The organism is Roseivivax sp. GX 12232, assembly GCF_021272185.1.
Lineage (GTDB): Bacteria > Pseudomonadota > Alphaproteobacteria > Rhodobacterales > Rhodobacteraceae > Roseivivax.
Window position 1 is genome coordinate 590,157 of the sequence record NZ_JAJSEC010000001.1, and the last position, 22,480, is coordinate 612,636.

Here is a 22,480-nt window from a genome sequence, read left to right on the forward strand (position 1 = left end):
AATGTTCACTTAATGTTCTCACGATACACCGAATGTATCGATTCGGGAACGATTTCCGTGAAAGGGGGGATCAGTGCCTGCGCAACGCCGCGATCAGCGCGTCCTTGTCCATGTCGGAGCGGCCTTCGATGCCGATGTCCTGCGCGCGTTCGTAAAGCGCGTCCTTGGTCCACTCCTCGTAGGGCGGCTGCTGGCCGCCCTTCTTGGCGGGCGCCATGTCGTCGTTCTCGCGCGCATTGGCGATGCGGGCCGCCTTTTCCTTCGACATGCCCTCGTCGCGCAGGTCGTCATACAGGCTCTCGTTCTTGATCGAAGGGCGGTCGGCCATGGCGTCTCTCCTTTCCGGCAAGAACCCCGTGCCTCGGCGCGCGGTTCCCCCGCGCCCAAGCGGGCAATTGCGGCGGGCCCGGCGCGCCGCTATATGGCGCCCCATGCTGGACCTGCCCACCAACCGCCCCGACCTGCCCGCCGAGATCGCGCGCCGCCGCACCTTTGCGATCATCTCGCATCCCGACGCGGGCAAGACCACGCTGACCGAGAAGTTCCTGCTTTTCGGCGGTGCGATCCAGATGGCCGGCCAGGTCCGCGCCAAGGGCGAGGCCCGGCGCACCCGGTCGGACTACATGCAGATGGAAAAGGACCGCGGGATCTCGGTCTCGGCCTCGGCCATGTCCTTCGACTACGGGCCCTTCCGCTACAACCTGGTCGACACGCCCGGCCACTCGGATTTCTCCGAGGACACCTATCGCACGCTGACCGCGGTCGACGCGGCGATCATGGTGATCGACGGGGCCAAGGGCGTGGAAAGCCAGACCCGCAAGCTTTTCGAGGTCTGCCGGCTGCGCGACCTGCCGATCCTGACCTTCTGCAACAAGATGGACCGCGAAAGCCGCGACACCTTCGAGATCATCGACGAGATCCAGGAAAACCTGGCGATCGACGTGACGCCCGCCTCCTGGCCGATCGGGCTCGGCCGCGATTTCCTGGGCGCCTACGACATGCTGAACGACCGGCTCGAGCTGATGGACCGGGCCGACCGCAACCGCGTCAGCGAGTCGATCAAGCTCGAGGGGCTCGACGACCCCAAGCTCGACGAACATGTGCCCGCGCACCTCCTGGGGCAGCTCCGCGAAGAGGTCGAGATGGCGCGCGAGCTTCTGCCCAGGCTCGATCCGCAGGCGGTGGTCGAGGGCCATATGACCCCGATCTGGTTCGGCTCTGCGATCAACTCCTTCGGCGTGAAGGAGCTGATGGACGGCATCGGGCGGCTCGCCCCCGAGCCGCAGCCCACCAGCGCCGAACCCCGCCAGATCGCGCCCGAGGAAAAGAAGGTCTCGGGCTTCGTCTTCAAGGTGCAGGCCAACATGGACCCCAAGCACCGCGACCGGGTGGCCTTCGTGCGGCTCTCCTCGGGCCATTTCCAACGCGGGATGAAACTGACCCATGTGCGCTCGAAGAAGCCGATGACCGTCTCGGCGCCTGTGCTTTTCCTGGCCTCGGACCGCGAACTGGCCGAGGAAGCCTGGGCCGGCGACATCATCGGCATCCCGAACCACGGCCAGCTGCGCATCGGCGACACGCTGACCGAGGGCGAGGGGCTGAAGGTCACCGGCATCCCCTCTTTCGCGCCGGAACTGCTGCAAAGCTGCCGCGCGGGCGACCCGATGAAGGCCAAGCACCTGGAGAAGGCGCTGATGCAATTCGCCGAGGAAGGCGCGGCCAAGGTCTTCAAACCGAACATCGGCTCGGGCTTCATCGTCGGCGTCGTGGGCCAGCTGCAGTTCGAGGTGCTGGGCAGCCGGATCGAACAGGAATACGGGCTGCCGGTGCGCTTCGAGCCCTCGCAGTTCACCTCGGCGCGCTGGGTGCATGGCGACAAGCAGGCGGTCGACCGTTTCGCCAATGCCAACAAGCAGCATATCGCCGCCGACAACGACGGTGACATGGTCTATCTGACCCGCCTGCAGTGGGACATCGACCGGGTGGTGCGCGACTACCCCGAGATCACGCTCTCGGCGACCAAGGAAATGATGGTCTGAGGCCACGCGCGCCCCGCACTGGCCACGGCCCAGGCTTGTTCCGGCCCCAAAGCTGCGCCAGGCTTCGCACCGCATGACCAGGCGTGACGACAGGGCGGCCACCTACCCCGGTGGCATGGCAGCCGTGCTGACCCAGATGGAGGGCCGGCGCGACCCGCTGACCCATGCCCCGGGCGAAGGCCTGCCGCCCCTCGACCTCGACCTGGCCCCGCTGAAGGCCGCGCGCGTCACCGATCCGGCCGAGGATCCCGCCGAGGCGCCGCCCTTCCGGTCCTCCTACCACCGCAAGCGCTTTGCCCTGCGGCAGGAATTCACCGGGCAGTCAGAACTGGCCGCGCTGCACGGACTTCTGATCGCGCATCTGCGCAAGCGCGCCTTCCCAGAGGAAGCGCCCGCGCTCTTCCGCAGGCTCTGGGCCGAGGAGGCGGACTTCCTGCTGCAGGAGCTGGACCTGCGCTGGCAGGTCTCGGCGCTCACCACCTTCGGCGACCATGGCGCAGAGCCCGCCGAACGCGCCGCGGGGCTGGCGCTCTCGACCCTCTTCGGGGCGATGAAACTCTATGAATCCGAACGGCTTTTTTCCGGAAAACCGCCCGAGAAACCCTTTGCCCTGACCTCCCGCACCCGCGCCGCGCTGCCGATGCAGATGGACGCCTATGCGCTTTCCTCGGGCGGGCTCGACGTGAACCTCCTGGGCCGTCTCTGGCAGGAGGCCGAGGCCGCCCCGGTGCTGCGCCCGCTGGCCCGTGCGCTGATCGAGGAACTGATCGCCGATCCCGCCACGGTCTTCCGCCGGCTCGCGATCATGCGCCGCCGCAAGGCCCGGCGCGAGGCCGCCGGGACCCCGCTCGCCGACCCGGCCCAGAACCCCGTCGCGGTCCCGGCCCGCGCAAAAAGCCTCACGGCCGACAGCCTGCGCTGGGGCGTCGTCGCCACCATCCGGCCCGAGCCGCAAGCTGCGCTGCGCTTCGCCGCGCATCACCTCGAGTTGGGCGCAGCCAAGGTCTTGATTTACCTCGACACTCCCGCGCCCGAGCTGGCCGAGACGCTGACCCGCGATCCGCACGTTCAGGTCACCACCTGCGACGCCGCCTATTGGGAGGCGGTCGGCAAACCCCGGATGGAGGCGCACCAGCTGCGCCAGGTCTGGAACGCCACCCGCAGCCTGCGCGCCGAGGCCGAGGACCTCGATTGGCTGGCCCATATCGACCTCGACGAGCTGCTCCTGCCCGACCGCCCGGTGGCGCAATGCCTGGCCGAGGTCCCGCCCGAGGCCGCCTTTGCCCGGCTGACCCCGGCAGAGGCGCTGGCCGTCGCGGAAGACCAGAGCCCCCGCGCCTTCAAGCTGACCCATAGCGCCGCGGGCGTGCAAAAGGCCGAGCTGCAAGAGGTCTATCCGACCTTCGGCCTGCATCTGCCCGGCGGGTTTCTCAGCCATACCAGCGGCAAGGTCTTCGCCCGCACCGGCATCCCCGACACGCGGCTCGGCATCCACGCGCTGAAACATCGCGGCGCCGAGGTCAGCAACCAGGCCGAGCTGCCGGGCCTGCGCCTCGGCCATCTGCACGCGCCAAGCTGGGAGGTCTTCCGCGCCCATCTCGACTTCCGCCTGGCGCGCGGCTCCTACGCCAAGCAAAGCGAACGCCCCGAGGTCATGGGAATCGCCGACATCCTGCGGCTCCTGCAGGAGGACGAGGGCGAGCCCGGCCTGCGCGCCTTTTTCGACGAGGTCTGCCGCGACACGGCCGAACTGCGCGCGCGGCTCGCCGCGCGGGGCATGCTGGTGGACTTCCCGCTCGACCTCGACGGGGCGGTGGCGCGCGTCTTCCGAGGCCGCGCGGCGTGACGCGCTGGGGGCTGGTGACCACGCTGAAGGCGCCCCTGCCCCGGGCGCTGGAGTTTGCGGCCTGGCACCTCGAGCTGGGCGCGGCGCGGCTGCATCTCTACCTCGACGACGGCGACCCGGAGGCCGCGCGCGCGCTCTCGGCCCATCCGCGCATCCGCGTGACCGAGACCGGGCCGGACTACTGGCAGAGCAAGGGCGGCCGGCCCGAGCGGCACCAGAACCGCCAGTGCCGGAACGCGCGGCACGCCAACAATCGCGCGGGCGACCTGGACTGGCTGGCGCATGTGGATGTCGACGAGTTCCTTCTGCCCGGGGGGCCGGAAGGCTCCGTCGCCGAGACGCTGGCGGCCCTGCCGCACAGTGCGCTCTGCGCCCGGATGCGCCCGGTGGAGGCGCTGGCGCCCACAGGCGCCCCCGGAACGACGCGCCTTTTCAAGGACTTCCACCTCGACCAGGCGCGCCGGCAGGCGGCGGCGGAGCGGGTCTTCGGCCCTTGGGCGCGGCACCTCTCGGGCGGGTTCCTGAGCCATGTGGCGGGCAAGCTTTTCTTCCGCGCGGGCACCAAGGGCCTGCAGATCCGCATTCACAACGTGATCCTGGAAGGCCAGCAGAACCCCGGCGAGGTCCCCCTGCCAAGCCTCAGGCTGGGCCACTTTCACGCCGCGAGCTGGGCAGAGTTCGAGGCCGCCTATGCCTTCCGGCGTGACGCGGGCTCCTACCGGGCCGAGCTCAACCCGCAGGCGCGCGGACGCGACGCGCTGAACCTGCACGCGCTTTTCGCCCGGATCGAGGGTGAGGGCGGGCGCCCCGCCCTGCGGCGCTTCTACGAGGAGGTCGCGACCGCCAGCCCAGAGTTGACCTCCCGGCTTGCCGCCGAAGGGCTGCTTCTCAGCCGCGAGATGGACCTCAAGGCCCTGGTGGCGCGGCACTTCAGCGCAATTTGCACCTCCGAAGCCCCGTTGCCCCTGCGCTCAGATTGACGGATCGGCGCCTTTTCGCTATGGAACGCCACGCTTGGTGGCATGCCGCCACCCCGGGCCGTTGCGGCCCCTCTGACGCAGATGCACGGGCCGAGATGTGTCCGTGAAAACCGGATACACATGACAAAGTTCTCTGATCTCAATCTCAGCCCTAAAGTGCTGAAAGCCATCGAAGAAGCCGGCTACGAGACGCCGACCCCCATCCAGGCCGGCGCGATTCCCCCCGCGCTCGACGGGCAGGACGTGCTGGGCATCGCCCAGACCGGCACCGGCAAGACCGCCAGCTTCACGCTGCCGATGATCACCAAGCTGGCGCGCGGCCGCGCCCGGGCGCGGATGCCGCGCAGCCTGGTGCTTTGCCCGACGCGGGAACTGGCCGCGCAGGTGGCGGAAAACTTCGACACCTATGCCAAGCACGTGAAGCTGACCAAGGCGCTGCTGATTGGCGGCGTCTCCTTCAAGGAGCAGGACGCGCTGATCGACAAGGGCGTCGACGTGCTGATCGCCACGCCGGGCCGGCTGCTCGACCATTTCGAGCGCGGCAAGCTCCTGCTGACCGGGATCGAGATCATGGTGGTCGACGAGGCCGACCGGATGCTCGACATGGGCTTCATCCCGGATATCGAGCGGATCTTCTCGCTCACGCCCTTCACCCGGCAGACGCTGTTCTTCTCGGCCACCATGGCGACCGAGATCGAGCGCATCACCAACACCTTCCTGGCCGCTCCGGCGCGGATCGAGGTGGCCCGCCAGGCGACCGCCTCGGAGACCATCGAACAGGGCGTCTTGATGCTGCAGCCCTCGCGCCGCGACCGCGCCGACAGCGAGAAGCGCCGCGCGCTGCGCGCGCTGATCGACGCCGAGGGCGAGCGGCTGACCAATGCGATCGTCTTCTGCAACCGCAAGGTCGACGTGGATATCGTCGCGAAATCGCTGAAGAAATACGGCTATGATGCCGGGCCGATCCATGGCGACCTGGACCAGTCGGTGCGCACCCGGACGCTGGATGGCTTCCGCGCGGGCGAGTTGAAGATCCTGGTGGCCTCGGACGTGGCGGCGCGCGGACTCGACGTGCCCTCGGTCAGCCATGTCTTCAACTTCGACGTGCCCGGCCATGCCGAGGACTACGTGCACCGGATCGGCCGCACCGGCCGTGCCGGCCGCGAGGGCAAGGCGGTGACGCTTTGCATCCCGCGCGACGAGAAGAACCTCGAGGACGTGGAGCGGCTGATCGACAAGCCGATCCCGCGGCTCGAGAACCCGCTGGGCGAGAGCGCACCGGCACCCTCCGGCGCGGCGGAAAGCGCCGAGGGCGAGAGCGGGCAGAAGCCCAAGCGCTCGCGGTCCCGCTCGCGCAGCCGGGGCGGCAGCAGCCGCGCCAAGGAGCAGCCCGCAGAGGCGCAGGCCGAGGCCAAGACCGACGCGCCGGCCGAGGCGGCGCCCGAGGCGAAGGCAGACGCCAAGCCCGCCGCGAAGGCAGACGCCAAGCCCGAGCCCAAGGCCGAGGCCCCGCAGGAGGCCGCCGCCTCCAACGAGGGCCAGGACACGTCCTCGGGCCGCGGCAAGCCCGCCGAGAAGCCCAAGTCCCGCCGCGGCGGCAAGGGCAAGCCGCGCGGCGACGACAAGAAAAACGACGTGGTGGGCATGGGTGATCACATGCCGACCTTCATCGCCAAGAGCCTCGACGAGCGCAAGGCGAGCTGATTGCGGCGCGGGCGGCGGGTTCCGCCGCCCCGCACATCCTTTGCAGCGCCCGCAGGGTGGCGCTGCCCGGCCCGAGTGGCTCTCCTGAAACCGGCGCCGCGCCCTTAGGCAAGTCTCCCAGACACCTCTGCCTCACCTGCCCTCAGCACGGATCTCGTGAGCGCGCGCCAGGCCGATGCCGCTACAGCCGCGCCCCCGCCGGCGAAACCCCGCCGATCACCCGAGGGTGACATGCGGGCCCCTCCGCGCGCCCTATCCTGCCCTCTCGAGCAGCACAGAACAGGGAGGCGCAATTGCCCCGCATCGCGACTTTGACCCTTGCCGCGCTTTTGGGCGCGGCGGGCCCGGCCCTGGCCGAGGACCTCTGCACCGCCACGGTCAACGCCAGCGAGATCACCATCGACCGCGACGAACTATCCGACGCGCTGGAGGCCGAGGAGGCCCCCGGCCTGCGCGAGCGGCTGACCGACTGGCCCGCCCGGCGCTGGGACCGCGCGCGCGGCCGTCCGCCCGCCTGCGACAGCCAGACGGTGATCGCCTATCTTGCCAGCCGGGTGCCCGCCCAGGACGTCGAGGGTTACTGCCTGACCGAACCCGACGACAGCGGCTACGTCCTGGTGCCCGGCCCGCGCAACTACCGGGGACATTGCACCACGACCTCTTGCCAGAAGGTGAACGCCGCCGCGGATGCCACGGTGGCCACCACCGCGGCGCTGGCCTCCGCCGTGCAGAGCCGCGCCACCGAGGGCCGCGCGCGGCTCGACGGCTTGCAGCACGGCTCGGGCGCGCTGATCCTCTCGGGGTCGAAGGAGCTGGTTCTGGGGGCGCTCGGCAAGGCCGGAACGGCGGCCCTCGGCGCGACGGGGGCGCCGCTCGCCATGGTCGGCGCGGGCGTCACCGTCGTCGCCGTGGGCGGCGCGCTTTATTACTGCTCGGGCGCGGAGAAGGGCTCTGCCCTGCCCCCGCTCGACGGCAGTTTCCAGGACCCCGAGGACCGGGATCCCAGTCTGCAATGATCAGCTGAGGCGCGAGATCACCACGGTGACCTCGGGCTTCTTGCCCATCTCGTTCTGGGCGGCGTTGCGCACCGCGCGGCGCAGCCCTTCCTCGAGCGCGTCGTCATCGGCCAGGACCTTGGGCTTGGCGCGGTCTACGAATTGCGCCAGCTCCTCTTCCAGCGCGGCCTCCAGCGGCTGCTGGCTGCGGCCGGTCTCGGTCAGGCCCATGGTGTCGCACCAGGGCTCGCCCAGGGGCTGGTCTTCCTCGTCGAGGACCAGCGTGACCGTCACATGGCCGTTGAGCGCCATGCGGATGCGGTCGCGCACCACCCCGTCGAGCGCACCGACCATGACCGACCCGTCGAGGTAGGTCCGCCCGGTCTCGACGTAGTCGCAGGGCTTGCCGGTGGTCAGATCGATCATCGTGCCGTTCACCGCCAGCGCGCCGCGGCGGCCGTTTTCCTGGGCCAGGCGCGCATGCATCCGCAGGTGGCGGTGTTCGCCGTGCATCGGCACCACCAGCTTGGGATCGACCAGCTTGTGCATGGCGATCAGGTCCGGGCGGTTGGCATGGCCCGAGACGTGGTAGCGGCCCGAGCTGTCATCGATCACGTCCACGCCCTTTTCCGAGAGCTGGTTCATGATGCGGATCACGCCCTTCTCATTGCCCGGGATGGTCTTGGAGGAGAAGAGGAACAGGTCGCCCTCCTTCAGCTCCATGCCGAAGTGCTTGCCACGGGCAAGCTGCGCCGAGGCGGCCCGGCGTTCGCCCTGGCTGCCGGTCACGATCAGCATCAGGTTCTCGCGCGGGACATCGGCCGCATCCTCGACCGGGACGGTCGCGGGGAAACGGTCGAGCACGCCGGTCTCGGTCGCGGCCTCGACCATGCGGCGCATGGCGCGGCCCATCAGCACGATCGAGCGCCCGGCCCGTTCGCCGGCCTCGGCCAGGGTCTTCAGCCGCGCCACGTTGGAGGCGAAGGTGGTCGCGACCACCATGCCCTTGGCGTCCAGCAGCAGCTTCTCGATCTCGGGGCCCACGGTGGCCTCGGAGCGGCCCTCGTGGTCGGAGAAGACATTGGTGGAATCGCAAACAAGCGCGGTCACGCCCTCGCGGCCGATCTCTTCCCAGGTCGCGGTGTCGAAGGGCTCGCCCACCACCGGGGTCGCGTCGATCTTGAAGTCGCCGGTATGGACCAGCCGGCCCATCGGCGTGTCGATCACCAGCCCCGAGCTTTCGGGGATGGAATGCGAGATCGGCACGAAGCCGACTTCGAAGGGGCCGGCCGTCTGGGTCTCGGGCCAGGGCTCCTGGGTCTTGACGATCTCGGGGCCGAGCCCGCGTTCGTCGAACTTCCGCCGCGCGATATTGGCGGTGAAGGCGCGCGCGTAGACCGGCGCGCCGAGGTCTTCCCAGAAATGCGCCACGGCGCCGACGTGGTCCTCGTGGGCATGGGTCACGAAGATCGCCTCGATCCGGTCGCGGCGTTCCTTCAGCCAGCTCACGTCGGGGAAGATCAGGTCGACCCCCGGAGAGGTCTCCATGTCCGGGAAGGTCACGCCCAGGTCGACGACGATCAGCCGTTCCTCTCCGGGTGCGCCGTAGCCGTAGACATAACAGTTCATGCCAATTTCACCGGCCCCGCCTAGGGGCAGGTAGATCAATCTCTTACCGCTCATGGGTTGGATCCCTCGGTCTTGTTGTAATTGTGGATGACCCGCAGGCCATGCATCGTCAGTTCGTCTTTCCAGTCGTCAAATAAGTCTTCCGCCTGCTGGAACAACGGGGCGAGACCGCCTGTCGCGATGATCTTCATCGGACGTTCGCGCTCGGCCTTGATCCGGGCGCAGACCTCGCGGATCACGCCGACGTAGCCCCAGAAGATGCCCGACTGCATGCAGGCGACGGTATTGGTGCCCACGACCCGCTGCGGCCGCGAGATGTCGACATGCGGCAGCGCCGCCGCGGCCTCGTGCAGGGCCTGGAGCGAGAGGTTCACCCCCGGGGCGATCACCCCGCCCACGTAAGCGCCGTCGCTGTCCACCACGTCGAAGGTGGTGGCGGTGCCGAAGTCCACGACGATCAGGTCGCCGCCATAGAGGTCGTAGCCCGCCACGGTGTTCACCAGCCGGTCCGGGCCGACCTGGGTGCCGGCATCGACGCGCACCTCGATGGGCAGCGCGCAGTCGGGGCGGCCGACGACCAGCGGGCGGGTGTTGAAGTAGCGGTCCGCCAGGACCCGCAGGTTGAAGACCACCCGCGGCACCGTCGAGGAGACGATCATGTCGGTGATCCGGGCCTCGATGTTCTGCAGCTTCATCAGCGTCGAGAGCCAGACGTAGTATTGATCCGCGGTGCGCTGGTGTTCGGTCGAGGTGCGCCAGCTCGCGATGAACTCGGCGCCGTCCCAGATCGAGAAGACCGTGTTCGTGTTGCCGCAATCGATGGCGAGAAGCATCCGCCCGTCCCCTTCCGTTTAGAAAAACACATCCGCGGCGGCGATGGAGACGCGGCCTTTGGCGGTCTTTAGGACAAGATTGCCCGTGGCGTCCACCGTCTCGAAGGTGCCGGTGTTCTCGGTGCTGCCGGTGCGCGCGGTCACGCTTTCGCCAAGCCGCGCGGCGCGCGCCAGCCAATCCTCGCGGATCGGCGCGAAGCCCTGGGCGGTCAGCACCGCCTCGCGCGCCGCATAGGCCGCGGCCAAGTGGTCGAGGAAGGTCTCGGCCGGGATCGCGGAACCGGTCTCGGCCAGGACCGAGACCGGGCGCAGGGCGCGCGGCTCGACCGCCTCGGGCGCGGGCGCATTGGCGAGGTTGACCCCGATGCCCACGGCGAGCTGCTCCGAGCGCCGCCCTCGGCCCATGCTTTCCAGAAGGATGCCCGCGACCTTGCCGCCGTTCAGCATCACGTCGTTCGGCCATTTCAGCGCGAAGGGCTCGGTCCGGCCGGTCAGCGTCACCAGCGTGTCAAAAAGCGCCAGCGCCGCCACGAAGGAGCGCAGCGCCACCAGTTCGAGGGACGCCGACGGCCGCAGCACCAGGGTCGCGGCGAAATTGCCCTCGGGGTTGGCCCAGGCCCTTCCCCGGCGGCCGCGCGCGGCGCTTTGGCGATGCGCGAGGATCCAGGTCGGCGCGGACAGCTCGGGCCCCCGGCGGGCGGCCTCGGCATTGGTGCTGTCGACCTCGTCGAGGACGATGCGCCCGTATCCCTCGGGCCAGCTCATGCTGTCCGGCCCCGGCGCGCGAGGCCCGCAAGGCAGCCCCCGGAAAACGCGCAACGCGGGCCCCGGGCCCGCGTCACGTCGATCTGGATCTGGCGGCCTGCCCTCACTGAACGAGGGTCGCCGCGGCGGCGGCCGCCGCGCCTTCGATGCCGAAGAGGTTGATCACGCCGGCGACCATGGCAAAGGCCGAGAGCGCCAGGAAGCCCCAGAGCACGGGAGAAGAACTGCGGTCGAGTCCGTCGTCCCGCTCTTCGCCGAAATACATGAAATAGACGATGCGCAGGTAGTAGAAGGCGCCGATGACGCTGGCCACCACGCCGGCCACCGCGAGCCAGGCCAGCCCGCCGTCATAGGCCGCGCGCAGCACGTAGAGCTTGCCGAAGAAGCCCACGAGCGGCGGCACGCCGGCCAGCGAAAACAGCAGCACCAGCATGGCGAGCGCCCGGCCGGGCTCTTCCTTGGAGACCATGTTGAGCGAGGCGATGTCGGTCACCGGCTGGCCGTCGCGCTCCATCGACAGGATGAAGGCGAAGGTGCCGACGTTCATGGTGACGTAGATCGCCATGTAGATCAGCATGGCCTGCACGCCGAGCGCCGTGCCCGCCGCGAGCCCCATGAGCGCGTAGCCCATATGCGCGATCGAGGAATAGGCCATCAGGCGCTTGATGTTGGTCTGGCCGATCGCCGCGATGCCGCCGAGGAACATCGACAGGACCGAGAGGAAGGCCACGATCTGCTGCCAGTCGCCGGTGATGCCGCCGAAGGCTTCGAACAGGAGCCGCGCAAAGAGCCCCATGGCCGCGACCTTGGGCGCGGTGGCGAAGAAGGCGGTTACCGGGGTCGGCGCGCCTTCGTAGACGTCCGGCGTCCACATGTGGAAGGGCACGGCCGAGACCTTGAAGGCCAGGCCCGCGGCCAGGAACACCAGGCCGAAGAGCAGCCCGAGCGGTGCCTGCCCCTGCCCCGCGGCCTCGATGATGCCGGCAAAGAGCGTGGTGCCCGCGAAACCGTAGGTCAGCGAGGCGCCGTAGAGCAGCAGACCCGAGGAAAGCGCGCCCAGCACGAAGTACTTCAGGCCCGCCTCGGTCGAGACCGCGCTGTCGCGGCGGAGCGAGGCCACCACGTAAAGCGCCAGCGACTGCAGCTCGAGGCCCATGTAAAGCGCCATGAGGTCACCGGCCGAGACCATGACCATCATGCCGACCGCGGCCAGCGCGATCAGCAGCGGGTATTCGAAGCGCAGGATGCCGCGGCGCGCCATGTACTCCTGGCTCATCACCAGGACAGCCGCGGCCGAGATCAGCAGCGTCACCTTGGCGAAGCGGGCGAAGCCGTCGTCGATGAACATCCCGCCAAAGGCGGTGGCGGTGCCGCCGCCCGAGGTCGCGATCCAGACCGCGACAAGGGCGAAGAGGCCGGCGGTGACCCAGACGAGCGTCGGGGCCAGCGCGTCCTTGCCGGTGTAGACCGCCCCGATCAGCGCGATCATCGCGTAAAGCGCGATGACGATCTCGGGCAGGATGATGGCGAGGTCGGAGGAAATCATGTCTCGGTCCTCAATGGCTCTGGCTGGCGATCTGGGTCGCCTGCGGCATGTTCGCGACTGCGGTCTCGTAATCCGCCACGAGGGCTTCGACCGAGGGGCCGATGCGGTCGAGGATCGGCGCGGGATAGACGCCCATCCAGATCGTCATGACGATCAGCGGGGCGAAGATCGCCTTCTCGCGGCGGGTCATGTCGGTGATGGTCTTCAGGCTTTCCTTGATCAGGTCGCCCATGACCACCCGGCGATAGAGCCACAGCGCGTAGCCCGCCGAGAGGATCACCCCGGAGGTCGCGAAGAGCGCGACCCAGGTGTTGACCTGGAAGACCCCCATGAGCGTCAGGAACTCGCCGATGAACCCCGAGGTGCCCGGCAGCCCGACGTTGGCCATGGTGAAGAGCATGAAGATCAGCGCATAGGCCGGCATGCGGTTCACGAGCCCGCCGTAGGCGTCGATCTCGCGGGTGTGCATCCGGTCGTAGATCACGCCGACGCAGAGGAAGAGCGCGCCGGAGATGAAGCCGTGGCTCAGCATCTGGAAGATCGCCCCGTCGATGCCCTGCTGGTTGGCCGCGAAGATGCCCATGGTGACATAGCCCATATGCGCCACCGAGGAGTAGGCGATGAGCTTCTTCATGTCCTCCTGCACCAGCGCGACAAGGCTGGTGTAGACGATCGCGATCACCGAGAGCCAGAGGACGAAGGGCCCGATCACCTCGGAGCCCACCGGGAACATCGGCAGGTTGAAGCGCAGGAAGCCGTAGCCGCCGAGCTTCAGCAGGATCGAGGCCAGCACGACCGAGCCCGCGGTCGGCGCCTGCACGTGGGCGTCGGGCAGCCAGGTGTGCACCGGCCACATCGGCATCTTCACCGCGAAGGAGGCGAAGAAGGCCAGGAACATCAGCGTCTGCATGCCGCCGACGATGTGGATCCCGAGGATGTTCATCTCGCCCGCCGGGAACTGGTGGGTCAGCAGCGTCGGGATGTCGGTGGTGCCCGCCTCGGCATACATGGCGACCATGGCCACCAGCATCAGCACCGAGCCCAGGAAGGTGTAGAGGAAGAACTTGAAGGCCGCGTAGATGCGGTTCTTGCCGCCCCAGATGCCGATGATCAGGAACATCGGGATCAGGCCGCCTTCGAAGAACAGGTAGAAGAGCACCAGGTCCAGCGCCATGAAGACGCCCAGCATCAGCGTCTCGAGGACGAGGAAGGCGATCATGTATTCCTTGACCCTGGTCTTCACCTCCCAGCTGGCGGCGATCACCAGCGGCATGATGAAGGTGGTCAGCAGCACGAAGAGCACCGAGATGCCGTCGACGCCCATCTTGTAGTTCAGGCCCAGGAGCCAGCGGCCCTCTTCGACCATCTGGAAGCCGGTCTCCTGCGGGTCGAACTGCGCCAGGATGAACAGCGAGATCAGGAAGGTCGCGCCCGTGGCGATCAGCGCCAGCCACTTGGCGTTGCGGTCCGCCGCCTCGGTGCCGCCTTTCAGGAAGATGCCGAGGATCGCTGCCGCCAGCGCCGGCAGGAAGGTCACGATGGAAAGGAGGTTGTCCATTACTCCGCTCCTCCGCTGAGCGACATCCAGGTGATGAGGACCGCGATCCCGATCACCATCCAGAAGGCATAGGTGAAGATGTAGCCGGACTGCGCGCGGCCCGCGAGCCGGGTGAAGAAGGGGATGATGCCCATCGAGACGCCGTTGATCGCGCCGTCGATGGTGGCCCCGTCGCCGCTCCTCCAGAAGAACCGCCCGATGGCCTGCGCGGGCCGGGTGAAGACGGCGTCATAGAGCTCGTCGAAATACCACTTGTTCAGCAGGAACAGGTAGAGCGGGCGCTGGCTCTCCGCGAGGCGCTTCGGCAGCGCGGGGTTCACGATGTAGAACCAGAAGGCCGTCCCGAAGCCGATCACCATGGCCAGGAAGGGCGCGAGCTTGACCCAGGTCGGGACGTAATGCGCCTCGTGCAGGACGGTGTTCTCGGGGGCCATGTAGATCGCCGCCTCGCCCGGCGCGCTCTCCATGACGTAGTGCAGCTCCGAGGCCTTGGGGCTGCGCTCGGCCACGGCGGCTTTCAGCTCCTCGGCCGGTTCGGCGTATTCGCCGCCGAAGAACTTCACCACCTCGTTGGTCTTCCCGAAGAAGCTGCCGTACCAGATCATCCCCGCGAAGATCGCGCCGAGCGCCAGCACGCCGAGCGGCGCGACCATGGTCCAGGGGCTCTCATGGGCATGCTCGTGGGTGTGCTTGTCCCCGCGCGGGTTGCCGTAGAAGGTCATGAACATCAGCCGCCAGGAATAGAACGAGGTGAAGAGCGCCGCGATCACCAGCATCCAGAAGGCATAGCCGCCCTGGCTGCCGACGAAGGCGCTTTCGATCACCGCGTCCTTGGAGGCGAAGCCGGCAAAGCCGATCCAGCCGGTCAGCGGGATGCCGACGCCGGTGATCGCCAGCGTGCCGATCATCATCGCCCAGAAGGTATAGGGCAGCTTCTTCCGCAGGCCGCCGTAGTTCCGCATGTCCTGCTCGTGGTGCATCCCGTGGATCACCGAACCGGCGCCGAGGAAGAGCATGGCCTTGAAGAAGGCGTGCGTGAACAGGTGGAACATCGCCACCGAGTAGACGCCCACGCCCGCGGCGACGAACATGTAGCCGAGCTGCGAGCAGGTCGAATAGGCGATCACGCGCTTGATGTCGTTCTGCACGAGGCCCACCGTCGCCGCGAAGAAGGCGGTGGTCGCGCCGAGGAAGGTCACAAAGGCCATGGCCTCGGGGGCGAACTCCATCAGCGGCGACATACGGCAGACCAGGAAGACGCCCGCGGTCACCATGGTCGCCGCGTGGATCAGCGCCGAGACCGGCGTCGGGCCTTCCATCGCGTCCGGCAGCCAGGTGTGCAGGATCAGCTGGGCCGATTTGCCCATGGCGCCCACGAAGAGCAGGAAGGCCATGAGGTTCGCGGCGTTCCATTCGGTCCAGAGGAAGCTGAGCTGGGTCTCCGCCAGTTCTGGCGCGGCGGCGAAGACATCGTCGAAGCGCACCGAGTCGACCAGGAAGTACAGCCCGAAGATCCCCAGCGCGAAGCCGAAGTCGCCGACGCGGTTGACGATGAAGGCCTTCATCGCCGCGGCATTGGCCGAGGGTTTCTTGTAGTAGAAGCCGATCAGCAGGTAGGAGGCGACGCCCACGCCTTCCCAGCCGAAGAACATCTGCACCAGGTTGTCGGCGGTCACCAGCGCCAGCATGGCGAAGGTGAAGAAGGACAGATAGGCGAAGAAGCGGGGCTTGTAGACCTCGCCTTCCTTGAAGTTGGCGTCATGCGCCATGTAGCCCATCGAATAGAGGTGCACGAGCGCCGAGACCGTGGTCACCACGATCAGCATGATCGCCGTCAGGCGGTCGAGCCGGATCGACCAGTCCGCCGCCATGGTGCCGCTTTCGATCCAGCGCAGGATGTCGATCTGCTGGGTCGTGCCGTCATGCCCCAGAAAGACGATCCAGGACAGCAGGCAGGCCAGGAACAACAGGCCCGTGGTGACCCACATGGCGCCCTGCTCGCCGATCAGGCGCCAGCCGAAACCCGCGATCAGCGCGCCCACGAGCGGGGCGAAGAGGATGATCGTCTCCATTGCGCTCAGCCTTTCATCACGTTGATGTCTTCCACCGCGATGGTGCCGCGGTTGCGGAAGAAGCAGACGAGGATCGCAAGACCGATCGCGGCCTCGGCGGCGGCGACGGTCAGCACGAAGAGCGTGAAGACCTGCCCGACGAGATCGCCGAGATGCGCCGAGAAGGCGACGAGATTGATGTTCACGGCCAGGAGCATCAGCTCGATCGACATCAGCAGGATGATCACGTTCTTCCGGTTCAGGAAGAGCCCGAAGATGCCGATGACGAAGAGCACCGCCGCCACCGTCAGGTAATGTTCCAGTCCGATCATCTCGTCCCTCGTTCTGCGTCCCGGCGGCGGGGCGTCACTGCCGCGCGCGCCGGCCCGTCTGTCGGCCCCCGACCGGATCTTGCCGCCCGGCGCGGGGACATGCGTTGCACCAGTCCCGGGCCCGCCAATCGGGCCCGGCGGCGGTCAGAGGCCCTGCCCGGGCTTCACGTCCTTCAGTTCCATCGCGGTCTTGGGATCGCGGTACATCTGCGCCAGCACGTCCTGCCGCTTGACGTCGGTCCGGTGCCGCAGGGTCAGGACGATCGCGCCGATCATGGCGACCAGCAGGATCAGCCCCGCGAGCTGGAACAGCAGGAAATACTCGTCGTAGAGAATGAGGCCCAGGGCCTCGGTGTTGTGCCGGCCCTCGGGCACCGCCTGGGCGATGTTGGCCGCCGCGGTGGGCGCGGTCTCCCAGGCGCCATAGGCGATCGAGAACTGCATCAGGATCACCACGGCGATCAGGAGCGCCAGCGGCACGTAGCGGGCCATCTCGGCCTTGAGCTCGGCGAAATCGACGTCGAGCATCATCACCACGAAGAGGAAGAGCACCGCCACGGCGCCGACGTAGACGATGACCAGCAGCATCGCCACGAACTCCGCGCCCATCAGCACGAAGAGCCCCGCCGAGGACAGGAACGCCAGGATCAGCCAAAGCACCGAATGCACCGGGTTGCGGCTGATCACGGTGAACAGGCCCCCCGCGATGGTCGAAATGGCAAAGAGATAGAAGGCAAAGGCGCTCATGTCGTTTCGTCCTTTCCGTCCTCTTCCATGACCTGGCGCGCCAGCTCCATGGCGCGGGTCATGGCGGGAATGCCGGCGAACATCGACATCTGGGCGATGGTCTCGGCGATCTCGTCCTTGGTGGCCCCGGCCTCGAGCGCGTGGCGCACGTTCATCCGGAACGGTGTTTCTGCCTGTGCGCCTTGCATCGTCAGGCCGGCCAAGGTCAAGAGCAGGCGCGTCTTGGCGTCCAGGCCGTCCTGCGACATGCCCTTGCCGAAGGACATCTCCATGAAGTCCTTGGGCATCGTCGGCCAGAATTTCTCGAACTCGCGCACGTTGAAGGTCTCAAGCGCGGGATTCCAGCTTTTGGCCATCTCCTGCGCCTGGCGCATGAACAGTTCGAAGGGGTTCTGGCTATCGCTCATCTGTAGGGCGCGTCCAGTTCGAGGTTGCGGGCGATCTCGGCTTCCCAGCGTTCGCCGTTCTCGAGGAGCTTCTCCTTGTCGTAGTAAAGCTCCTCGCGGGTCTCGGTGGTGAACTCGAAGTTCGGCCCCTCGACAATGGCATCCACCGGGCAGGCTTCCTGGCAGAAGCCGCAGTAGATGCACTTGGTCATGTCGATGTCGTAGCGGGTGGTCCGGCGCGAGCCGTCCTCGCGCGGTTCCGCGTCGATGGTGATCGCCTGGGCCGGGCAGACCGCCTCGCAGAGCTTGCAGGCGATGCAGCGTTCCTCGCCGTTGGGGTAGCGGCGCAGCGCGTGCTCGCCCCGGAAGCGCGGGCTCAGCGGGCCCTTTTCGTGCGGGTAGTTCACCGTGGCCTTGGGCCCGAAGAAATACTTCAGGCCGAGCTTCAGGCCCTGCCAGACATCGGAGAGCAGGAAGTAACTCGCGGCGCGGCTGTAATCCATCTTCGCCATGACGACTCCTTAGATCGATCCGCGTGTGACGCTTGTCTCAGCGGGCGGGACCGGGGCAATGCCCCGGTGGAATGAAAGGCGCCCCGCCCCGCCGGCCGGCCTTTCGGCGCGGGCGCGGGGCCGGGCATATGCGGGGGCGGCGGCCATGCGGCTCAGGCCCCGGTGGTCCAGCGGGCGAAGAGGCCCCAGAACCAGCCGAACTTGGCGGCGAAGGCCACGAAGACGACCCAGACCAGGCTGAAGGGCAGGAAGACCTTCCAGCCAAGGCGCATCAGCTGGTCGTAGCGGTAGCGCGGCGTGATCGCCTTCACCATCGCGAAGAGGAAGAAGAAGAACGTCATCTTCGCGACCATCCAGAGCGCCCCGTCGGGCAGGCCCGGGATCGGCGAGAGCCAGCCGCCGAAGAACAGCAGCGAGGTCAGCGCGCACATCAGGAAGATCGCGATGTATTCGCCGGCCATGAACAGCAGGAAGGGCGTCGAGGAATATTCCACCTGGTAGCCTGCCACCAGTTCGGACTCGGCCTCGGGCAGGTCGAAGGGCGGGCGGTTGGTCTCGGCCAGGCAGGAGATGAAGAACAGGAAGACCATCGGGAAATGCGGCAGCCAGTACCAGTTGAAGAACCCGTAGGATCCGTCCTGGGCGCGCACGATGTCGCCGAAGTTCATCGACCCGGTCGAGAGGATCACGCCGATGATGATCAGGCCGATCGACACCTCGTAGGAGATCATCTGCGCCGCCGAGCGCAGCGAGCCCAGGAAGGGATACTTCGAGTTCGAGGCCCAGCCACCCATGATCACGCCGTAGACCTCGAGCGAGGAGACCGCGAAGACATAGAGGATGGCGACATTGATGTCCGAGAGCACCCAGGTGTCGTTGAAGGGGATCACCGCCCAGGCGATCATTGCCAGCACGAAGGAGGTCAGCGGCGCCAGCATGAAGACCGTGCGGTCCGAGCCGGCGGGGATCACCACCTCCTTGACCACGTATTTCAGCGCGTCGGCGATGGTCTGCAGCAGGCCGAAGACGCCCACAACGTTGGGGCCGCGGCGCATCTGCACCGCCGCCCAGATCTTCCGGTCGCCGTAGACCAGGAAAAGCAGCGAGACCATCACGAAGGTCACCACCGCGAGGCACTGGGCGACAATGATCAGGGCTGTGCCTCCGGTGGACATCATGAAGTCAGACATCGGGTCCTCACACCATCGGTATTCCGTTTTCCGCGCAGGCGGCGGCTGTCACTTCGGCGTCGATCGTGAACCGCCCGCGGGGCAGCGCTGGCGAGATGGTGTAAACCGCATCTGCGCGCCAGAGACCACCCTCTTCCTCGACATTTGTTCGCAAATGCCGCGCAAAACCGTAGCCCCGGATCAGCGCGTATTGCGATGCGGCACATTCGGCGTAGGCCTCGACGTCCGCGGAGCCCCGCGCGCCGCGCATCTCCACCAGGAACTGCACCAGGTCCCCGTCGAGGAGCCGCGTTTCGATTCCCTCGTACTCGGGCGCGAAGGGCGCGCCGTCACCGCGCTCGCCGGTTGGTGCACAGGCCGCCAGGGCGGCGGCCTGCAAGAGGGCGGCGACGCGGAGGACGGCGGTCAAGCGCGTCACTCCGCCGCGATTTGCGTCTCTTTGCGCGCCTTCGCGTTGGCGCTGAGTTCGGCCATGAGCTGGCTGGCGCGGGCGATCGGGTTGGTCAGGTAGAAGTCCCGGATCGCGCGGCCGAAGGCCCCGGAGCCGAGCGATCCGCCCGCCTCGACCTTCTGCCAGTCGTTCGAGGGCACCCGGTCGATCTCGGCCAGATGCGGCACCGCCTTGACCAGGTCCGAGCGCAGCTCGGCCAGGCTGTCGAAGGGCAGCTGCCGGCCCGCCTCGGCCGAGAGCGCGCGCAGGATGGCCCAGTTCTCCTTGGCCTGGCCCGGCGCGAAGCCGGCGCGCAGCGCGAGCTGCGGGCGGCCCTCGGTGTTGACGAAGAGGCCCTGCTCTTCGGTGTAGGCCGCGCCCGGCAGGATCACGTCGGCGCGATGCGCGCCGCGGTCGCCGTGGCTGCCCTGGTAGATCACGAAGGGCCCCTCGGCGATCTCGATCTCGTCGGCGCCGAGGTTGTAGACCACATCCGCCCCGTCGAGCGCCGCGGTCACGCCGCCCTCGGTCACGGCCCCCACGTCGAGCGCGCCGACCCGGCCGGCGGCGGTGTGCAGCACCAGGAGCTTGGCGTTCTGCGCCTCGCAAAGGGCCATGGCCTCGGCCAGGACCGCCGCGCCGTCGTCGCCGGTAAGCGCCGCCTGGCCCAGGATGACCAGCGCCTCGCCGTCTTCGGCGGGCTTGGCGGCCTTCACGGCCTCCTGCAGCGCCGCGCGGTCGGTGCCGGCGTGGGTGTAGTCGAAGGTCAGGTCCACGGCCTCGCCGATCAGGCGCACATCGGCGCCCAGCGACCAGGCCTTGCGGATGCGCGCGTTCAGCACCGGTGCCTCGACCGAGGGGTCGGCGCCGATGATGGTCACCGCGCGGGCCTCGTCGATGTCCTCGATGGCGGCGGTGCCGACATAGCCCGAACGGTTTCCCGCGGGCAGCTTGGCGCCGTCGGTGCGGCATTCGGTGGTGCCGCCGAAGCTCTCGACCAGGGACTTCAGCGCATAGGCGGCCTCGGTCGGGGCGAGATCGCCCACCAGGCCCGCGACCTTCTTGGCGCCCTTCAGCGCCTCGGCGGCCTTCTCCAGCGCCTCGGGCCAGGTGGCCGCGCGCAGCTTGCCGTTCTCGCGGACGAAGGGCTTGTCGAGACGCTGGCGCTTCAGCCCGTCCCAGACGAAGCGCGTCTTGTCCGAGATCCATTCCTCGTTGGTGCCGTCATGGTTGCGCGGCAGGAAGCGCATGACCTCGCGGCCCTTGGTGTCGACCCGGATCGAGGAGCCGAGCGCGTCCATGACGTCGATCGACTCGGTCTTGGTCAGCTCCCAGGGGCGGGCGGTGAAGGCATAGGGGCGCGAGACCAGCGCGCCGACCGGGCAGAGGTCGATGATGTTGCCCTGCAGGTTCGAGTTCAGCGTCTCGCCCAGGTAGGAGGTGATCTCCGCATCCTCGCCGCGGCCGGTCTGGCCCATCTGGGTGATGCCCGCCACCTCGGTGGTGAAGCGCACGCAGCGGGTGCAGGAGATGCAGCGGGTCATATGGGTCTCGACCAACGGGCCGAGGTCGAGGTCCTCGACGGCGCGCTTGGGCTCGCGGTAGCGCGAGAAGTCGACGCCGTAGGCCATGGCCTGGTCCTGCAGGTCGCATTCGCCACCCTGGTCGCAGATCGGGCAGTCGAGCGGGTGGTTGATGAGCAGGAACTCCATCACCCCTTCCCGCGCCTTCTTCACCATGGGCGAATTCGTGCGGACCTGCGGCGGCTGGCCTTCGGGGCCGGGACGCAGGTCACGGACCTGCATCGCGCAGGAGGCGGCCGGCTTCGGCGGGCCGCCCACGACCTCGACAAGGCACATCCGGCAGTTCCCGGCGATCGACAGGCGCTCGTGGTAGCAGAAACGCGGGATCTCGCGTCCGGCTTCCTCGCAGGCCTGCAGGAGCGTCATCGCCCCGTCCACCTCGATTTCCTGACCGTCGATGCTGATCTTGCGGAGGTCTGACATCGTCTCGTCTCACCTTTCCCTGAGAAGGACGCCGATCTGGCTGCCCCTCGCTATTTCCTCGCGGCCCAAGGTGCAATAGGCGCTGTCCCGTTCCGGGTCCAGTCCGCGCTGCCGCATCAGGGCCTCGCCGCGCCTGCGCATCCGCGCCTTCTCCTCGTCCGAGGTCACGTAGTCCTCGATTTCCTCGTCGCTATAGCCCAGGCCCTTGGCCTTGCTTTCCAGCGCGTTGATCGTCGTCCAGGCCTTGAACATCCGCGCGTCGATGCTCTCGCAGCGTTTGCGCACCTGGTCGGCGATGGCGATCATCAGGAGCGGATCGTCGATCTCGCTGACCTGGCTGAGTGGCGGTTTGCCCTGGGCCCCGGCGGCGCCCGCGCCGAAGACGGCCAGCGTGGCCACCGTCAGGATCATGCGTCGCATTGTCTCTCTCCTTGTGTCCGCCGGCCGCCTGCGGCGGCCGTCTGGGCAAAGAGATGGGGCGTTTCCGTCCCGTTATCCAATAGCCGAGGGCGCCTCGGCCGGGCCTTGCCGATCACCCTTTCGACAGGGGCCTTGGCCGGGCCTCAGCCCTCCTCGATGCAGGTGCCGCGCAGGACCAGGCGGTCGCCGTCGCGCGGCAGCGCCTCGGGCGGGGTGCCCTCGGGGATCGTGTAGTCGATCACCGAGGTGCCGAGGAAATGGATGCAGTGCTGCATCGCCTCGTGGCGCGCCGCGGCGGCCGCGCCCGACACGCCCTTGGAGACCGGCCCGGCGGTCGCGGTGAAATTCGCCCGGTCCTTGGCCGGGGCCGAGACATTCGCGCGGTAGAACTCGCCGTTGAAGGCCACCCGGTCGGAGCCGCAGGAGGCCAGCAGCATCGCCGCCAGGGGGATCAACACACAGGCTCGCATCACGTCACTCCAATCGCCGCTGTCGCGGGCTGTTGTCGCCG

21 protein-coding genes are annotated in these 22,480 nt (G+C 68.0%); 5 read left to right on the forward strand and 16 right to left on the reverse strand.

The genetic code is table 11. The annotated features are described in order from the left end of the window. Positions 1-70: 70 nt before the first annotated feature. Positions 71-328: a Rho termination factor gene (locus tag LR948_RS02695; RefSeq protein WP_232752382.1), complete on the reverse strand. Its 258-nt coding sequence runs from the start codon at positions 326-328 to the stop codon at positions 71-73. A 103-nt stretch (positions 329-431) separates the two neighbouring features. Between LR948_RS02695 and LR948_RS02700 the strand changes: the two genes are divergently transcribed. From LR948_RS02700 to LR948_RS02720, 5 genes are all read left to right on the forward strand, one after another. Then, positions 432-2,039, forward strand: coding sequence for a peptide chain release factor 3 (locus LR948_RS02700; protein ID WP_232752383.1), 1,608 nt, complete (start codon positions 432-434; stop codon positions 2,037-2,039). 73 nt (positions 2,040-2,112) lie between these two features. Next, the gene (locus LR948_RS02705) at positions 2,113-3,885 is read left to right on the forward strand and encodes a glycosyltransferase family 2 protein (protein WP_232752384.1); all 1,773 of its coding nucleotides are present in this window, start codon (positions 2,113-2,115) and stop codon (positions 3,883-3,885) included. Further along, positions 3,882-4,865: a glycosyltransferase family 2 protein gene (locus tag LR948_RS02710; protein ID WP_232752385.1), complete on the forward strand. Its 984-nt coding sequence runs from the start codon at positions 3,882-3,884 to the stop codon at positions 4,863-4,865. Before LR948_RS02705 ends, LR948_RS02710 begins: the two co-directional genes overlap by 4 nt. Positions 4,866-4,985: 120 nt before the next feature. After that, on the forward strand, positions 4,986-6,569 hold the full coding sequence (locus LR948_RS02715) for a DEAD/DEAH box helicase (RefSeq protein WP_232752386.1): 1,584 nt from the start codon (positions 4,986-4,988) through the stop codon (positions 6,567-6,569). Between the two features lie 293 nt (positions 6,570-6,862). Continuing rightward, positions 6,863-7,585 carry a hypothetical protein gene (locus tag LR948_RS02720; protein ID WP_232752387.1) on the forward strand — a complete coding sequence of 241 codons (723 nt, stop codon included), beginning with the start codon at positions 6,863-6,865 and terminating at the stop codon, positions 7,583-7,585. Here the strand turns inward: LR948_RS02720 and LR948_RS02725 are convergent, their stop codons facing one another. The 15 genes from LR948_RS02725 to LR948_RS02795 form a co-directional block, all read right to left on the reverse strand. Next, positions 7,586-9,247 carry a ribonuclease J gene (locus LR948_RS02725; protein ID WP_232752388.1) on the reverse strand — a complete coding sequence of 554 codons (1,662 nt, stop codon included), beginning with the start codon at positions 9,245-9,247 and terminating at the stop codon, positions 7,586-7,588. Next, the gene (locus LR948_RS02730) at positions 9,244-10,026 is read right to left on the reverse strand and encodes a type III pantothenate kinase (RefSeq protein ID WP_232752389.1); all 783 of its coding nucleotides are present in this window, start codon (positions 10,024-10,026) and stop codon (positions 9,244-9,246) included. The genes LR948_RS02725 and LR948_RS02730 overlap by 4 nt, the downstream gene beginning before the upstream one ends. 18 nt (positions 10,027-10,044) lie before the next feature. After that, positions 10,045-10,791, reverse strand: coding sequence for a biotin--[acetyl-CoA-carboxylase] ligase (locus LR948_RS02735; protein ID WP_232752390.1), 747 nt, complete (start codon positions 10,789-10,791; stop codon positions 10,045-10,047). Between the two features lie 103 nt (positions 10,792-10,894). Continuing rightward, on the reverse strand, positions 10,895-12,337 hold the full coding sequence (gene nuoN / locus LR948_RS02740; RefSeq protein WP_232752391.1) for an NADH-quinone oxidoreductase subunit NuoN: 1,443 nt from the start codon (positions 12,335-12,337) through the stop codon (positions 10,895-10,897). A 10-nt stretch (positions 12,338-12,347) separates the two neighbouring features. Then, the gene (locus LR948_RS02745; protein ID WP_232752392.1) at positions 12,348-13,895 is read right to left on the reverse strand and encodes an NADH-quinone oxidoreductase subunit M; all 1,548 of its coding nucleotides are present in this window, start codon (positions 13,893-13,895) and stop codon (positions 12,348-12,350) included. Continuing rightward, positions 13,895-15,967, reverse strand: coding sequence for an NADH-quinone oxidoreductase subunit L (gene nuoL, locus LR948_RS02750; protein WP_232752393.1), 2,073 nt, complete (start codon positions 15,965-15,967; stop codon positions 13,895-13,897). The genes LR948_RS02745 and nuoL overlap by 1 nt, the downstream gene beginning before the upstream one ends. A gap of 5 nt (positions 15,968-15,972) precedes the next feature. After that, on the reverse strand, positions 15,973-16,278 hold the full coding sequence (gene nuoK / locus LR948_RS02755) for an NADH-quinone oxidoreductase subunit NuoK (protein ID WP_048532290.1): 306 nt from the start codon (positions 16,276-16,278) through the stop codon (positions 15,973-15,975). Positions 16,279-16,422: 144 nt separating this feature from the next. Next, positions 16,423-17,025, reverse strand: coding sequence for an NADH-quinone oxidoreductase subunit J (locus tag LR948_RS02760; protein ID WP_232752394.1), 603 nt, complete (start codon positions 17,023-17,025; stop codon positions 16,423-16,425). Next, complete coding sequence (locus LR948_RS02765) at positions 17,022-17,432, reverse strand: carboxymuconolactone decarboxylase family protein (RefSeq protein WP_232752395.1); 411 nt, start codon at positions 17,430-17,432, stop codon at positions 17,022-17,024. Before LR948_RS02765 ends, LR948_RS02760 begins: the two co-directional genes overlap by 4 nt. Next, positions 17,429-17,923 (reverse strand): NADH-quinone oxidoreductase subunit NuoI, encoded by a 495-nt coding sequence (nuoI, locus tag LR948_RS02770; RefSeq protein ID WP_232752396.1) that lies wholly within the window; start codon positions 17,921-17,923, stop codon positions 17,429-17,431. The genes LR948_RS02765 and nuoI overlap by 4 nt, the downstream gene beginning before the upstream one ends. 152 nt (positions 17,924-18,075) lie before the next feature. Then, positions 18,076-19,113 (reverse strand): NADH-quinone oxidoreductase subunit NuoH, encoded by a 1,038-nt coding sequence (nuoH, locus tag LR948_RS02775; RefSeq protein ID WP_232752397.1) that lies wholly within the window; start codon positions 19,111-19,113, stop codon positions 18,076-18,078. 7 nt (positions 19,114-19,120) lie between these two features. After that, the gene (locus LR948_RS02780) at positions 19,121-19,522 is read right to left on the reverse strand and encodes a hypothetical protein (RefSeq protein ID WP_370634848.1); all 402 of its coding nucleotides are present in this window, start codon (positions 19,520-19,522) and stop codon (positions 19,121-19,123) included. Between the two features lie 5 nt (positions 19,523-19,527). Further along, positions 19,528-21,549 carry an NADH-quinone oxidoreductase subunit NuoG gene (nuoG, locus tag LR948_RS02785; protein ID WP_232752398.1) on the reverse strand — a complete coding sequence of 674 codons (2,022 nt, stop codon included), beginning with the start codon at positions 21,547-21,549 and terminating at the stop codon, positions 19,528-19,530. Positions 21,550-21,558: 9 nt separating this feature from the next. Then, a complete protein-coding gene (locus LR948_RS02790) occupies positions 21,559-21,969 on the reverse strand; it encodes a DUF5333 domain-containing protein (RefSeq protein WP_232752399.1) in 411 nt (136 codons plus the stop codon). Positions 21,970-22,112: 143 nt separating this feature from the next. Beyond that, positions 22,113-22,439 carry a hypothetical protein gene (locus LR948_RS02795; RefSeq protein WP_232752400.1) on the reverse strand — a complete coding sequence of 109 codons (327 nt, stop codon included), beginning with the start codon at positions 22,437-22,439 and terminating at the stop codon, positions 22,113-22,115. Between the last annotated feature and the right edge of the window lie 41 nt (positions 22,440-22,480).

Excerpts from the sequence above, each read along its gene's own strand:
- LR948_RS02745 (WP_232752392.1), bottom strand. The coding sequence starts at position 13,895 with ATGGACAACCTCCTTTCCATCGTGACCTTCCTGCCGGCGCTGGCGGCA.
- LR948_RS02695 (WP_232752382.1), bottom strand. The coding sequence starts at position 328 with ATGGCCGACCGCCCTTCGATCAAGAACGAGAGCCTGTATGACGACCTG.
- LR948_RS02735 (WP_232752390.1), bottom strand. The coding sequence starts at position 10,791 with ATGAGCTGGCCCGAGGGATACGGGCGCATCGTCCTCGACGAGGTCGAC.
- LR948_RS02705 (WP_232752384.1), top strand. The coding sequence starts at position 2,113 with ATGACCAGGCGTGACGACAGGGCGGCCACCTACCCCGGTGGCATGGCA.
- LR948_RS02730 (WP_232752389.1), bottom strand. The coding sequence starts at position 10,026 with ATGCTTCTCGCCATCGATTGCGGCAACACGAACACGGTCTTCTCGATC.
- nuoK (WP_048532290.1), bottom strand. The coding sequence starts at position 16,278 with ATGATCGGACTGGAACATTACCTGACGGTGGCGGCGGTGCTCTTCGTC.
- LR948_RS02795 (WP_232752400.1), bottom strand. The coding sequence starts at position 22,439 with ATGCGAGCCTGTGTGTTGATCCCCCTGGCGGCGATGCTGCTGGCCTCC.
- LR948_RS02765 (WP_232752395.1), bottom strand. The coding sequence starts at position 17,432 with ATGAGCGATAGCCAGAACCCCTTCGAACTGTTCATGCGCCAGGCGCAG.
- LR948_RS02790 (WP_232752399.1), bottom strand. The coding sequence starts at position 21,969 with ATGCGACGCATGATCCTGACGGTGGCCACGCTGGCCGTCTTCGGCGCG.
- LR948_RS02715 (WP_232752386.1), top strand. The coding sequence starts at position 4,986 with ATGACAAAGTTCTCTGATCTCAATCTCAGCCCTAAAGTGCTGAAAGCC.
- nuoG (WP_232752398.1), bottom strand. The coding sequence starts at position 21,549 with ATGTCAGACCTCCGCAAGATCAGCATCGACGGTCAGGAAATCGAGGTG.
- LR948_RS02760 (WP_232752394.1), bottom strand. The coding sequence starts at position 17,025 with ATGAGCGCCTTTGCCTTCTATCTCTTTGCCATTTCGACCATCGCGGGG.
- LR948_RS02725 (WP_232752388.1), bottom strand. The coding sequence starts at position 9,247 with ATGAGCGGTAAGAGATTGATCTACCTGCCCCTAGGCGGGGCCGGTGAA.
- nuoI (WP_232752396.1), bottom strand. The coding sequence starts at position 17,923 with ATGGCGAAGATGGATTACAGCCGCGCCGCGAGTTACTTCCTGCTCTCC.
- LR948_RS02700 (WP_232752383.1), top strand. The coding sequence starts at position 432 with ATGCTGGACCTGCCCACCAACCGCCCCGACCTGCCCGCCGAGATCGCG.
- nuoH (WP_232752397.1), bottom strand. The coding sequence starts at position 19,113 with ATGTCTGACTTCATGATGTCCACCGGAGGCACAGCCCTGATCATTGTC.
- nuoN (WP_232752391.1), bottom strand. The coding sequence starts at position 12,337 with ATGATTTCCTCCGACCTCGCCATCATCCTGCCCGAGATCGTCATCGCG.
- nuoL (WP_232752393.1), bottom strand. The coding sequence starts at position 15,967 with ATGGAGACGATCATCCTCTTCGCCCCGCTCGTGGGCGCGCTGATCGCG.